Source organism: Streptomyces mutomycini, assembly GCF_001700505.1.
Lineage (GTDB): Bacteria > Actinomycetota > Actinomycetes > Streptomycetales > Streptomycetaceae > Streptomyces > Streptomyces mutomycini.
On the sequence record NZ_MAPV01000073.1, the window covers coordinates 1 to 14,919 of the forward strand.

General features: G+C 72.5%; 3 protein-coding genes. All 3 read left to right on the forward strand.

Features of this window, described 5'->3' with window-relative positions:
• Positions 1–2,140 (forward strand): SDR family NAD(P)-dependent oxidoreductase (locus BFF76_RS11685; RefSeq protein ID WP_141695590.1); only part of this gene is annotated, 2,140 nt, incomplete at its 5' end.
• 45 nt (positions 2,141–2,185) lie between these two features.
• The gene (locus BFF76_RS11690; RefSeq protein WP_065848158.1) at positions 2,186–13,111 is read left to right on the forward strand and encodes a type I polyketide synthase; all 10,926 of its coding nucleotides are present in this window, start codon (positions 2,186–2,188) and stop codon (positions 13,109–13,111) included.
• A partial coding sequence (locus BFF76_RS11695) for a type I polyketide synthase (RefSeq protein WP_478077119.1) occupies positions 13,108–14,919 on the forward strand: 1,812 nt, incomplete at its 3' end. The genes BFF76_RS11690 and BFF76_RS11695, both read left to right, overlap by 4 nt.

Below are 14,919 nucleotides of genomic sequence, written 5' to 3' on the forward strand. Positions count from 1 at the left end.
CCAGTTCTGGGAAGCCGTCGAACACGGTGACCTCACCACACTGGCCCGGACCCTCGACGTCGAAGGTGCTTCGTTGGGCGCGGTCCTGCCCGCCCTGTCCTCCTGGCGGAAGCAGCGCCGTGAGGCATCCGCCACCGACTCATGGGGCTACCGGTCCAGCTGGACCCCACTGGCCGAGGGTTCAGCCTCCCTCACAGGCACCTGGCTGGTCGTGACATCGGCGACCGGAGCGAGCAATGAACTCGCCCCTCTCATCGCGCACGCCATGCGCGCACAAGGGGCCGAAGTCCTGCATTGCGCCGCCGGAGACGTCCTCGACCGGGTGACGCTGTCACTGGAGCTGGCCGGCACACTCGGCGACCGCACCGATATCGCAGGGGTCCTCTCCCTGTGCTCGGTCGACGAGGAGCCGGTCGCGGGCAGCCCGGAGCTGACCACCGGTCTGGCCGCGACCGTGACGCTCGTGCAGGCACTCGGCGACACAGCCGTCGCGGCGCCCCTGTGGTGCCTGACCCAGGGCGCCGTCCAGACAAGTGGGCATGACGGATCCATCAGCCCCGCACAGGCCCTGGTCTGGGGCATGGGCAGGGTGGCAGGACTCGAACACCCGGAGCGATGGGGCGGTTTGATCGACCTCACGGACGCACCGGACGAGCGCGCGTTGTCACGGCTGTGCGGTCTGCTCGCGCGAGCCGGAGCCGGAGCCTGCGACGAGGACCAGCTCGCCGTGCGTCCCGGCGGAGTGTTCGCCCGCCGTCTGCTGCCCGCGCCCCCGGTGGCGTCGGGCCGCTCCTGGACGCCGGAGGGCACAGTGCTCGTGACCGGCGGCACAGGAGCGATCGGCAGGCAGCTGGCCCGCTGGCTCTGCGGCCACGGTGCCGAGCACGTGGTGCTCATCGGACGCAGGGGAGCCGATGCGCCTGGTGCGGCCGAACTGATCGAGGAGCTGGCAGGACCGGGCACCAAGGTCACTGCGGTTGCCTGCGATGTGGCGGACCGCGACGCACTGGCCGGCCTGGTCGCGAGACTGACGGCCGACGGCGACCGGATCACCGCGGTGCTCCACGGCGCCGGAGAGCTGGACGACGCGGTCATGGGTGCGCTCACGCCCGAGCGGCTCGCCGCCGCGCTGCGTGCCAACGTGGGCGGCGCCCGGAACATGCAGGAGGTGACGCAGGGCCTGGAACTCACCGCCTTCGTCCTCTTCTCCGGCATCGCAGGCACGGTCGGAGGTGCCGGCCAAGGAGCCTTCGCCGCCGCGAGCGCCTACCTCGACGCGTTCGCCGCGCACCGCAGGTCGCGGGGCCTGGCGGCCACGTCGATCGCCTGGGGGCCGTGGGCGGACGGTGGCCCGGCCACATCCGACGACACGTTCGTCGAACGGATGAGCCGTCGTGGCCTGGCCGCTCTGCCGACCGCCTCCGCGCTGCCCGCACTGAGCCGGGCGGTGGCGCAGGACAGCCCGTCCCTGCTGCTCGCGGACATCGACTGGGCGCTCTTCGGGCCTTCGCTCACCGCGGTCCGCCCCAGCCCGCTGATCGCCGACGTCCCGCGGATGCGGGAGATCACGCGCGCGGCGGAAGAGGCCGGAGACAGTGCCGCCGACAGTGCGGCAGTGTTCCGGAGGACTGCGGCCGAACTGTCCGAAGTCGAACTCGGACAGATGCTCCTGGAGCTGGTACGTACTGAGGCGGCCGGGACGCTCGGCCACACCGAGATGGAGGCGGTCGGTGCGAAGCGGCCCTTCCGGGATCTCGGATTCGAATCCCTGACCGCCGTGGAGCTGCGCAACCGGCTCAGCACGCGCACGGGGCTGCGTCTTCCGGTCACGCTGGCGTTCGACTACCCGACGCCGGTGGCGCTGGCCGCCTTCCTGCGGACCGAGGTCGGCGACGACGCCGAACCGCAGGCCGTCCCCGTACTGGCCGAGCTTGACCGGCTGGAGGAGACCCTGGCGTCGCTGTCCGCGGACCGCACCGCGCGCCACCGGATCGGGGCACGGCTGCGCGACATCCTCTCCGGCTGGGACGAGGAGCCCGCGACGGGCGACGAAGCCTCCGCCACGGTCGCGGAGAAGCTCCAGGCCGCATCGGCCGACGAGGTCCTGGCATTCATCGACAACGAGCTCGGGGCCTCCTGATGGGTCGGCACCGTATTTCTGTTCTACACAAAGGGGTTAGCGGTAATGGTGGCTGACGACAAGCTCCTCGAGTACCTCAAGCGGGTGACGGCCGACCTCCACCAGACCCGGCAGCGCCTTCGTGAGGTGGAGGCCGGCGAGCAGGAGCCCATCGCGATCGTCGCGATGAGCTGCCGGTTCCCCGGAGGGGTCGCGAGCCCCGAGGACCTGTGGAAACTGGTCGCCGCCGGTGGGGACGCGATGTCGCCGTTCCCGGACGACCGCGGCTGGGACAACGGGCGGATCTACGACGCCGACCCCGAGCAGTCCGGTACGTCCTACGTCCAGTCGGGCGGCTTCGTCGACGGCGTAGCGGAGTTCGACTCCGCCCTGTTCGGCATCAGCCCCCGTGAGGCACTGTCGATGGACCCGCAGCAGCGGCTGCTCCTCGAAACGGCGTGGGAGGCGTTCGAGCGGGCAGGCATCGACCCGCTGTCGCTGTCCGGTGCACGGGTCGGCGTGTTCGCCGGCTCCAGTGGCCAGGACTACGCCTCCCTGCTGCAGTTCTCACCGGAGAGCGTCGAGGGTTACGGCCTGACGGGCACGGCGGCCAGCGTCGTCTCGGGACGCGTGTCCTACACGTTCGGGCTCGAGGGCCCCGCTGTCACCGTGGACACCGCGTGCTCGTCGTCGCTCGTCGCCCTGCACCTGGCCGCGCACGCTCTGCGGCAGGGGGAGTGCTCTCTCGCTCTGGCCGGCGGCGTGACGGTCATGTCGACCCCCGGTGCCTTCATCGAGTTCAGCGCGCAGCGCGGGCTGTCCACCGACGGCCGCTGCAAGGCCTTCGCCAAGGCCGCCGACGGCACCGGGTGGGCCGAGGGCGCCGGCCTGCTGCTGCTGGAGAAACTGTCGGACGCGCGCCGCAACGGACACGAAGTCCTGGCCGTCGTCCGCGGTTCCGCCGTGAACCAGGACGGTGCGAGCAACGGCCTCACCGCCCCCAACGGGCCTTCCCAGCAGCGCGTCATCCAGGAGGCGCTGGCGAACGCCGGCCTCACCGCCGACCAGGTCGACGCGGTCGAGGCCCACGGCACGGGTACGACACTCGGCGACCCGATCGAGGCGCAGGCACTGCTCGCCACCTACGGCCGGAACCGGCAGGCCGACCGGCCGGTGCTGCTCGGCTCGGTCAAGTCCAACCTCGGCCACACCCAGGCAGCCGCCGGCGTCGCCGGCATCATCAAGATGGTCGAGGCGATGCGCCACGGCACGCTGCCGAAGACGCTGCACATCGACGAGCCCACTCCGCACGTCGACTGGTCGGCGGGTGCCGTCCAGTTGCTGACCGAGCAGAGGGACTGGCCGCAGACGGGCCGGCCGAAGCGATTCGGCATCTCCTCGTTCGGTATGAGCGGCACGAACGCGCACACGGTCATCGAAGAGGCCCCGAGCCCCGAGCCGGCCCCGAGCCCCGAGCCGGCCGAGCAGGGCGGCGAGCCGGCCACGCTCGTCTGGACGGTCTCCGGGAAGACCGAGGAGGCACTGCTGGGCCAGGCGGCCCACGTGCTGGCCCATGCGGAGAGCTCCGAGGCGGCCTCTCTGGACCTGGCCTTCTCGCTCGCCACCGGCCGCGCGGCCCTCGACCACCGGGCCGTCGTCGTCGGAGAGACCCGCGAGGACCTGCTCCGCGGCCTGCGTGCGCTCGTCGCCGGCACTCCGGCCCAGGGACAGGCACAGGGCGCCGCCCCGGAGAACGGCCGGCTCGGCCTCCTCTTCTCCGGGCAGGGTTCGCAACGGCCCGGGATGGGCCGTGGACTGTACGAGGCGTTCCCGGTGTTCGCCAAGGCGTTCGACGCCGTATGTGCCGAGCTGGACCGGCACCTCGACCGGCCGGTCAAGGACGTCGTTCTCGCCGCAGAGTCCGCAGAGTCCGCAGAGTCCGCAGAGTCCGCTGATTCCACGGACTCGGAGGACTCCGCACGGCTCATCGACCGGACCGTCTTCACGCAGGCCGGCCTGTTCGCCGTGGAGACCGCTCTGTTCCGCCTCGTCACCTCCTGGGGCGTCCGCCCGGACTATCTGCTCGGCCACTCCATCGGCGAGCTGTCGGCCGCCCACGCGGCGGGCGTGCTGTCCCTGGAGGACGCCGCCGCACTGGTGGCGGCCCGCGGACGGCTGATGCAGGCCCTCCCCGGAGGCGGGGCGATGGTCTCGCTCCAGGCCACCGAGGACGAGGTTCGGCCCCTGCTGCGTACAGGCGTGTCCATCGCCGCGCTCAACGGTCCCCGCGCCGTGGTCGTCTCCGGTGACGAGGACGCCGTCCTGGAGATCGCCGCGCACTTCGAGGCACAGGCCCGCAAGACCAAAAGGCTGCGGGTCAGCCACGCGTTCCACTCGGCGCACATGGAAGCGATGCTCGACGAGTTCCGCGCCTTCGCCGGGACGATCGAGTTCAGCGCCCCCGAACTGCCGATCGTGTCCAACGTGACCGGTGCCCTCATCGGTGCCAAGGAGATCACCGACCCGGACTACTGGGTACGCCACGTCCGGGAGGCCGTCCGCTTCCATGACGGGATCCGCACGCTCCTCGACCACGGTGTCACCGCCTTCCTCGAGATCGGCCCCGGAGGCGTACTGAGCGCCATGGGCCAGGAGGCCCTGACGGAAGCCGCGGCCGGAGCCGGCGACCCCGTCTTCCTGCCCGCCCTGCGCAGCGACCGCCCCGAGGCCCGGTCGCTGGTCACCGCCCTCGCCGAACTGCACGTACACGGCAGCGGACCGGACTGGCACGCGTTCTACGACGGGACGGGCGCCAGGAACACCGCGCTGCCCACCTATGCCTTCCAGCGAAAGCGCTTCTGGCCGAAGCTGTCCGCAGCCTGGGCCGGTGACGCCACCGCCATGGGCCTGCGCGCGGCCGAGCACCCGCTGCTCAGCGCCGCGGTCACCCTGGCCGACGGCGACGGCATGCTGTTCACCGGCAGGCTCTCGCTGGGGACCCATCCCTGGCTGGCCGACCACACCGTCCTGGGCACCGCCCTGCTGCCCGGCACCGCGTTCGTGGAACTCGCCGTCCACGCCGGTGACCAGGTCGGCTGCGGCCAGCTCGTCGAACTCAACCTCGAAGCGCCGCTCATCCTCCCCGAAGAGGGCGGCATCGCCGTCCAGATGACGGTCGGGGCACCCGACGACACCGGGTACCGCCAGCTGTACGTGTACTCCCGCCCGGACGGCCAGGACGGCGACGAGACCTGGACCCGCAACGCCGGCGGAACCCTGGCCCCCGGCCAGGCCACAGCCCCCGACTGGTCCGCCTTCGCCGAATGGCCGCCCCGGAACGCCGTCCAGGTACCCATGGACGACTTCTACGCCCAGCTCGAAGCCGCCAACTACGGTTACGGGCCGGCCTTCCAGGGCCTGAAGGGCGTCTGGCGGCAGGGCGACGACGTCTTCGCCGAGGTCCGCCTCCCCGAGGAACCCGCCACCGAGGCCCAGCGGTTCGGTCTGCACCCCGCCCTGTTCGACGCCGCGATGCACTCACGGGCCATGCTGGGCAACGGTGACGAGGGCGGCCCCGGCCAGGAACGGCTGCCGTTCTCCTGGACCGGTGTGTCGCTGTACGCCGCCGGCGCATCGGCGCTCCGGGTGCGGCTCTCGCCCACCGGCACCGACACCGTGTCCGTCGCACTCGCCGACGAGACCGGGGCGCCCGTCGCCTCCGTCGGGGCGACCGTGCTGCGCCCCGTCTCCGCGGAGCAGCTCAACACGTCCCGCAGCCCCCACCACGACTCGCTCTTCAGGATCGACTGGCCGGTCGCCCAGGGCACCGGCACGTCCCCGGACACCAGTGACTGGATCGTCCTGGGCGACAGCGACTTCGGTCTCCCGTCCGGCGGCCGGTTCCCCGACCTGTACGAACTCGGCGAGGCGGTCGACGACGGCCTCGCCGCTCCCGGCACCCTCCTCGTCCCGTGCGTGACCGAACCGGGCACCGACACGGTCGAGGCGGCGCACGGCGCGGTCGCCCGCGTGCTGGCGCTCGCCCAGATCCTGCTCGAGGACGAGAGGTTCGCGTACACCCGCATCGTCCTCATCACCCGCGGTGCCGTCGCCGCGACCGCCGATGACGAGGTCGAGGACGTCGCGCAGGCGACCGTATGGGGCCTCGTCCGTTCGGCACAGTCGGAGAACCCGGGCAGGTTCACCCTGGCCGACATCGACGGACTGCCCGCCTCGCACCGCGCGCTTCCCCAGGCGCTGGCCGACGGCGAACCGCAGTTCGCCGTCCGGGCCGGCCGGATACGGGTACCCCGGCTCGCCCGGGTCGGGGCACAGGCGGCCGACACGGCTCTCACCCCGTTCGCCGACCCCGCGGGCACCGTGCTGGTGACCGGTGCCACCGGCACCCTCGGCAAGCTGTTCGCGCGTCACCTGGTGACCACCCACGGCATCCGCCACCTGCTCCTCGTCAGCAGGCGAGGGCCCTCGGCGGAGGGCGCCGCGGAGCTGGAGGCCGAACTGGCCGCACTGGGCGCCACCGTCACCGTCGCGGCCTGCGACGTGGCCGACCGGGCACAGCTCGCGGCCCTGCTGGCCACGATTCCGGCCCAGCACCCGCTGACCGCGGTCGTGCACGCCGCGGGCATCACGGACGACGGCGTCCTCCCCGCCCTCACCCCCCAGCGCATCACCGCCGTACTGCGTCCCAAGGTGGACGCGGCGGTCACGCTGCACGAGCTCACCCAGGACCTGGACCTCCGTTCCTTCGTCATGTTCTCGTCGGTCGCCGCCACCCTCGGCGGCGCCGGACAGGGCAACTACGCCGCGGCCAACGTCTTCCTCGACTCCCTCGCCCAGCACCGCCGGGCACGGGGACTGCCGGCCACCTCGCTGGCCTGGGGACTGTGGGCCGACCGCAGCGGCATGGCGGCGAACCTCGACGACACGCAGCTGAGCCGCATCGGCCGGTCCGGCGTCGGCTCCATGGAGTCCGCGCAGGGCCTGGCCCTCTTCGACGCCACCCGTGGCCTCGACGACGCCCTGCTCGTGCCTGCCCCCCTCGATGTGTCCGGGGCTCGCGGAGCCGTTTCCGTCGAAGCGGTCCCGCCCATGCTGCGCGGCCTCGTACGGCTTCCCGCACGCCCCGCCGCGAACAGCGGTGCCGGTCAGGGCTCCGCCGAAGATGCCCTCGCCCAGCTGCTCGCGCCGCTCGACGAGGCCGGCCGCGCGGCCGCCGTACTCGATCTGGTCCGTACCCAGGCGGCCGCCGTCCTCGGCTACGCGGAGCACGAGGAGATCGGCGCCCAGCGTGCGTTCAACGACCTGGGCTTCGACTCCCTGACCGCGATCGAGATGCGCAACCGGATGAACCTGGTCACCGGGCTGCGGCTGCCCTCGACCCTGGTCTTCGACTATCCGACGCCCGCCGCGCTCGCCGAGCACGTGGGTGAACTGGTGGCCGGTTCCGTACCCGCCGGCAGCGGCGACTCGCCGCTGGCCGACGCCGCGGACAGCGGTGAACCCATCGCCATCGTCGGCATGAGCTGCCGGCTGCCCGGAGGCGTGGAGACGCCCGAGGACCTGTGGCGCCTGCTGGACGAGGGCCGCGACGCGATCACGGAGGTCCCGGAGACACGGGGCTGGGAGATCGAAGGGCTCACCGGCGGATTCCTCGCCGATCCGGGCGACTTCGACCCGGCGTTCTTCGGCATATCCCCGCGCGAGGCCATCGCGATGGACCCCCAGCAGCGGCTGCTCCTGGAAACCTCCTGGGAAGCCGTCGAGGCGGCGGGCATCGCCCCGACCAGTCTGCGCGGCACCCGCACCGGCGTCTTCGTCGGCTCCAGCGGCCAGGACTACACCGGTCTGCTGCAACAGGCCGAGGACAACAACGCCGGCTACATCCTCACCGGCACCACCGCCAGCGTCATCTCAGGCCGGGTGTCCTACACGCTCGGCCTGGAGGGCCCCGCCCTCACGGTCGACACAGCCTGCTCGTCGTCGCTGGTGGCACTGCACCTGGCCGCCCAGGCGCTCCGGAACGGTGAGTGCTCTATGGCCCTGGCGGGCGGCGTCATGGTCATGGCCACCCCGGCCGGGTTCGCCGGGCTCAGCGGCCAGGGCGGCCTCGCCTCCGACGGCCGCTGCCGTGCCTTCTCCGAATCCGCGGACGGCACCGGCTGGAGCGAAGGCGTAGGCGTCCTGCTCGTCGAACGGCTGTCCGACGCCAGGGCCAACGGGCACCCGGTCCTGGCCGTGGTCCGGGGGTCGGCGATCAACCAGGACGGCGCCAGCAACGGACTGACCGCACCCAACGGCCCCTCGCAGCAGCGCGTCATCCGGCAGGCCCTGGCCAACGCCGGGCTCACCACGAGCGACGTCGACGTCATCGAGGCGCACGGCACCGGAACGCCACTGGGCGACCCCATCGAGGCACAGGCCGTCCTGGCCACCTACGGCCGGGACCGGACCCTGCCCGTGCTGCTCGGCTCCATCAAGTCCAACATCGGTCACTCCCAGGCTGCCGCCGGCGTCTCCGGGATCATCAAGATGGTCCTGGCGATGCGGCGGGGGACCGTGCCGCGGAGCCTCCACCTCGACGAGCCCACCACCCATGTGGACTGGTCCACGGGAGCGGTGTCCCTGCTCCAGCAGGCGGTGCCCTGGCCCGACACCGGCAGGCCGCGCCGCTCCGCCGTCTCGTCCTTCGGCATCAGCGGCACCAACGCCCACGTAGTCCTCGAACAGGCCCCCCAGTACGACACCGAGTCCGCCCCCGCGGCAGGTGAGGAGCCGTTCCTCGGAGCGGCAGCCGTCCCGTTCGTACTCTCGGGCACCTCGGCGGAGGCCCTGCGCGACCAGGCCGGCCGCCTGCACCGCCACCTGCTGACCCACGAGGACGCGGACCCGGCCGACACCGGCTGGTCGCTGGCCACGACACGTGCCCGCTTCGGACACCGGGCGGCGGTCGTCGCGACCGACAGGGACGAACTCCTGCACGCGCTGGCCGCCCTCGCGGACGGCACCGGAGCTCCCGGCCTCGCCCAGGCGGTCGCACCCGCCGAGGAGCCCAAGGTCGTCTTCGCCTTCCCCGGCCAGGGCGCGCAATGGGCGGGCATGGCACGCGGACTCCTGGACAGCAGTCCGGTGTTCGCCGAGCGGATCCGCGAGTGCGCCACCGCCCTGTCCGACCACACCGACTGGTCACTGCTCGACGTGCTGCGCGGTGCGCCGGATGCCCCCGGGCTCGACCGAGTCGACGTGGTCCAGCCCGCCCTGTGGGCCGTCATGGTCTCGCTCGCCGAAGTGTGGCGCGCAGCCGGTGTCGAGCCGGCCGCCGTCGTCGGCCACTCGCAGGGCGAGATCGCCGCGGCCTGCGTCGCCGGTGCGCTGACCCTCGACGACGCCGCCCGCGTGGTGGCGCTGCGCAGCAAGGCGATCCTGGAACTGTCGGGACTGGGCGGAATGGCCTCCGTACCGGAGCCGTCGGAGAAGGTACGCGCGCGGCTCACGCCCTGGGACGGGCGCCTGTCCGTCGCGGCTGTCAACGGCCCGTCCTCCGTGGTCGTCTCCGGTGACGCCGACGCGCTGGACGAACTGCTCGCCGCCTGCGCGGCCGAAGGGGTCCGCGCCAAGCGCGTCGACGTCGACTACGCGTCGCACAGCGCGCACGTGGAGCGCATCCACGAACGCCTGCTCGCCGTGCTGTCCGACCTGGCTCCGCGTACGTCCCGGGTGCCTCTCTACTCGACGGTCACGGGCGGACTCCTGGACACCGCGGGCATGGACGCCGAGTACTGGTACGGAAATCTGCGCCGGACGGTCCGCCTGGAGGAGACCACCCAGGTCCTGATCGGCGCCGGCCACCGGGTGTTCGTCGAGATCAGCCCGCACCCCGTCCTGGCCGTCGGACTCCAGGAGACCCTCGACGAGGCGGGCATCGACGGTGCCGTCCTCGGCTCGCTGCGCCGCGACGAGGGCGGTCCCGACCGGTTCCTCTCCTCGCTCGCCACCGCTCACGTGCACGGGGTGCCCCTCGACTGGACCGCGCTCTTCGCGGGCCGAGACGTCCGCCCGGCCGAACTGCCCACGTACGCATTCCAGAACCAGCGGTACTGGCTGCCGATCCGGAACAGCACGTCCGGCGACCCGGCCTCGATAGGACTCGGCACCGCCGACCACCCGATGCTCGCCGCCGGGGTGGCCCTGGCCGACGCGGACGGCTATCTGTTCACCGGCCGGCTCTCCCCACGGACCCAGCACTGGGTCGGCGACCACGTCGTCATGGAGACCATCCTGCTGCCGGGCACCGGCTTCGTGGAGATGGCACTGCGTGCGGCCCAGCAGGTCGGCTGCGACCTCGTGGAGGAACTCACCCTCGAGGCACCGCTCGTACTGCAGGAACGCGGCGCCATGCACGTGCAGCTGGTCGTCGGCGCACCGGACGCCACGGGCCGCAGGCCGCTGACCGTCCACTCCCGTCCGGCGGACCTGCCGACCGAGGGCGGCCTCGCCGAGACGCCCTGGCGGCGGCACGCGACCGGTGTGCTCGCCACCCGCACCGCGTCCGGCCCGCCGTTCGACTTCACCGCCTGGCCCCCCGCGGGGGCAGCGGAAATCGAACTCGAGGGCGTGTACGAACAGGCCGCCGGGCTCGGCTTCGGATACGGGCCGATGTTCCAGGGCCTGCGCGCCGCCTGGCAGTCCGGCGAGGACATCTACGCGGAGGTGGCCCTCCCGGAGGACGGCCGGGCCGAGGCCGCCGGATTCGCCCTGCACCCCGCCCTGTTCGATGCCGCGCTGCAGGCGATGGGACTCGGCTCGTTCGGTCCCGGCCAGGGGCGCGGGGAGGACGCCGGCAAGCCCAGGCTCCCGTTCGCCTGGCGCGGTGTGAGCGTGTACGCGACCGGGGCTTCCGTCCTCCGGGCGCGGCTCTCCCCGAGCGGTGCGAACGGCATCGCTTTCCAACTGGCCGACGGCACAGGGGCGCCCGTCGCCTCGGTAGACGCCCTCGACATGCGGCCGGTCGACCCCCAGCAGCTGAGGTCGGCCACCCGGGAGGAGAACGATTCCCTCTTCCGGCTCTCCTGGGAGCCGGGGCCCGCCACACCTGCCCAGCCCGCCACCGTCGGCCCGTGGGCCGTCCTGGGCGCCGAACCCGCGCCGCTGTCCGCAGCCGGCGTTCAGGCCGACGGGCACGCGGACCTCGCCGCGCTCCTCGCGGCCGTCGACGGCGGCAGGCAACTGCCGGACACCGTGGTCGCCCGTATCGGGGCGCCCGGGAACGATGGCGCGGCCGCCGGTGCGCACACCGCCGCCCGCGAGGCGCTCGCCCTGCTCCAGAGCTGGCTGGGCGACGAACGCCTCGCCGGAACACGCCTGGTGTTCCACACGTCCGACGCGGTGTCGGCCGCCCCCGGCGACAGCGTCGGCGGCCTGGCCACGGCACCGGTCTGGGGACTCGTCCGCTCGGCGCAGGCCGAGCACCCCGACCGCTTCGTCCTGGTCGACTCCGACGACAGCGAGGCATCCTGGCGCGCACTGCCCGCAGCCCTGGCCCTGCCGGAGACACAACTCGCCCTGCGCGAGGGCGTGGTACTGCTGCCCCGCCTGGTACGCACGGCACCGGCAGCGGACGCCGTCACCGGTGCGGCCTTCGACGCCGCGGGGACGGTCCTGGTCACCGGGGGCACGGGCACATTGGGCAGCCTGCTCGCCCGCCACCTGGTCACCGAACACGGCGTACGCCACCTGCTCCTGCTGAGCCGGCAGGGCGAGGCGGCCGAGGGCGCCACCGGACTGCTGGCCGCACTGCGGGACGCGGGCGCCACGGCACGTGCCGTCGCCTGCGACGCGGCGGACCGGGACCAACTGGCCCGGGTGCTCGGCACCATCGACGAGGCCCACCCGCTCACCGCCGTCGTACACGCGGCAGGAGTCCTGGACGACGGTGTCATCACCTCCCTCACCGGCGACCGGATGGACGCCGTGCTGCGCCCCAAGGTCGACGCGGCGGTCAACCTCCACGAACTGACCCGCGACAGCGGCCTGTCGGCATTCGTGATGTTCTCCTCTGCCGCAGGCACCCTCGGCAGTTCGGGTCAGGGCAACTACGCGGCGGCCAACGCCTACCAGGACGCTCTGGCCCACCACCGCAGGGCCGGCGGCCTTCCCGCCACCACGCTCGCCTGGGGGTTCTGGGCCCAGGCGAGCGGCATGACCGGACACCTCAGTGACGCGGAGGTACGCCGGATGAGCGGGGGCGGTGTCACAGGTCTCTCCACCGAGGAGGGACTCGCTCTCTTCGACCTCGCCACGGCGTCCGACGACGCGCTGCTCCTGCCGGTCCGCCTGGACTTCGCGGCCCTGCGCGCCCAGGCGGCGGCCGGCGCGCTGCCGCCGCTGATGCGACGGCTGGTACGCGCGGCCGCGCCACGTGCGGCCGACTCGGACGGCACCGGCACCGGGGGAGTCGGGCTTGCCCAGCGCCTGGCCGGTCTGTCCGAGGAGGACCGTGACCGCGTGGTCCTGGACCTCGTGCGTAGCCACGCGGCGGCCGTCCTCGGACACGCGTCCGCCGACGCGGTGGAACCGGACATGGCGTTCAAGAAGCTCGGATTCGACTCGCTCATCGCCGTCGACCTGCGCAACCGGCTCAACGCCGCCACCGGACTGCGGCTGCCCGCGACACTCGTCTTCGACTACCCGACACCGACGGAACTGGCCGCGCACCTCCGTGCCGAAGTCGTCCCCGACACCGGTGCGGCCGACGCGCCCGTGCTCGCCGGGATCGACCGGCTGGAGGCTCTCCTCAGCTCCGTCGGCACGGACGACGACCGGCGCACGCGGATCACCCTGCGGCTCAACGCCATGCTCGCCGGCTGGGGCGACATCCGGGTGGCGGCCGAACCGGCCGTACCGCCGCAGGACCTCGACACCGCCAGCGACGAAGAGATCTTCGACTTCCTCGGCAAGGAGTTCGGTATCTCGTGACCAGCCGACCGCAACCGAACGAACCGCTCCGAGGGGGGACCCAGGCCATGACCGAGGCCATGACAGGCGACGACAAGCTGCGCTATTTCCTGCGGCGGGTGACTGCAGACCTCCAGGAGACCAGGGGCAAGCTGCGCGCCGCCGAGGAGAAGGACAACGACCCCATCGCGATCACGGCGATGAGCTGCCGCTTCCCGGGCGGCGTACGCGCCCCCGAGGACCTGTGGCAGATCATGATGTCGCAGGTCGACGCCCTGTCCCCGTTCCCGGAGGACCGCGGCTGGGACTTCGAGGGCCTGTTCTTCCGCGACCCCGACGAACCGGCCCGCAGCTATACGCTCGAGGGCGGATTCGTCTACGACATACCGGACTTCGACCCGGAGTTCTTCGGTATCAGTCCGCGCGAGGCACTGGCCATGGACCCGCAGCAGCGCCTGGTCCTGGAGGCGTCGTGGGAAGCCGTCGAACGGGCCGGCATCGACATGGCGTCCCTGCGCGGCACCCGGACCGGGGTCTTCGTCGGCACGTCCTACCAGGGCTACGGCAGCACGGTGTTCGTCCCACCGGAGGGAACCGAGATCTATCTCGGCGTGGGCAACACCAGCAGCGTCGCTTCCGGCCGCGTGGCCTACACCTTCGGCTTCAACGGGCCGGCCGTGACCGTCGACACCGCGTGCTCGTCCTCGCTGGTTGCCCTGCACATGGCCTGCCAGTCCCTGCGCAGGGACGAATGCTCGATGGCCCTCGTCGGCGGCGTCACCCTGATGTCCAGCCCCGGTGCCTTCACCGAGTTCAGCCGTCAGCGCGGACTGTCGACCAGCGGTCGCTGCAAGGCGTTCTCCGCCGACGCGGACGGCACCGGCTGGGGCGAAGGCATCGGCATGTTCCTCGTGGAGCGGCTCTCCGACGCCCGGCGCAACGGCCATCCGGTCCTGGCCGTCGTACGCGGCTCCGCCATCAACCAGGACGGAGCGAGCAACGGTCTGACCGCGCCCAACGGCCCCGCCCAGCAGCGCGTCATCCGCCAGGCGCTCGCCGACGCGCGGCTGTCGGCCGCCCAGGTCGACCTCGTGGAGGCGCACGGCACCGGCACCACCCTGGGCGACCCCATCGAGGTGCAGGCGCTCGCCGCAACGTACGGGAAGGACCGCCCGGAAGGCCGCCCGGTGTGGCTCGGGTCGGTCAAGTCGAACATCGGCCACACCCAGGCCGCCGCCGGCGCCGCAGGACTGATCAAGATGGTGATGGCGGTGCAACGCGGGGTGCTGCCGCCCACTCTCCACGTGGAGAACCCCACCACCCTCATCGACTGGGTCGACGGGGGCATGGCCCTTGTCACCGAGCCCGCACCCTGGCCGGAGACCGGGCAGCCGCGCCGTGGAGGGGTGTCCTCCTTCGGCGTCAGCGGCACCAACTCCCACGCCATCATCGAACAGGCACCCCCGGTGGAGGAGCAGGCATCTCCGACGGAGGAACAGGAACAAGAGGAGAGCACCCCGGCACTTCGTGCGCCTCTGGACAGTGCGAAGCCGCCGCTGATCGTCTCAGCCCGCACCGAACAGGCCCTGCGCGAACAGGCGAGGCAGCTTCACGCCCACCTGGCACGCCACCCGGACACCTCCACCACCGACGTCGGCCACACGCTCGCCGTCCGGCGGACGAGGTTCAGCCACCGTGCCGCCCTCATGGCCGACGCCTCCGGTGATTACACGGCCGCCCTCACAGCCCTCGCGGAGGGCCGTGAGTCGCCGGACGTCTCCCAGGGCACAGCCGCCCGGACCACCCGCCCGGTGTTCGTGTTTCCCGGG

Bases quoted from the DNA above. Each gene is read 5' to 3' on its own strand.
- BFF76_RS11690 (WP_065848158.1), top strand. From the start codon at position 2,186: ATGGTGGCTGACGACAAGCTCCTCGAGTACCTCAAGCGGGTGACGGCC.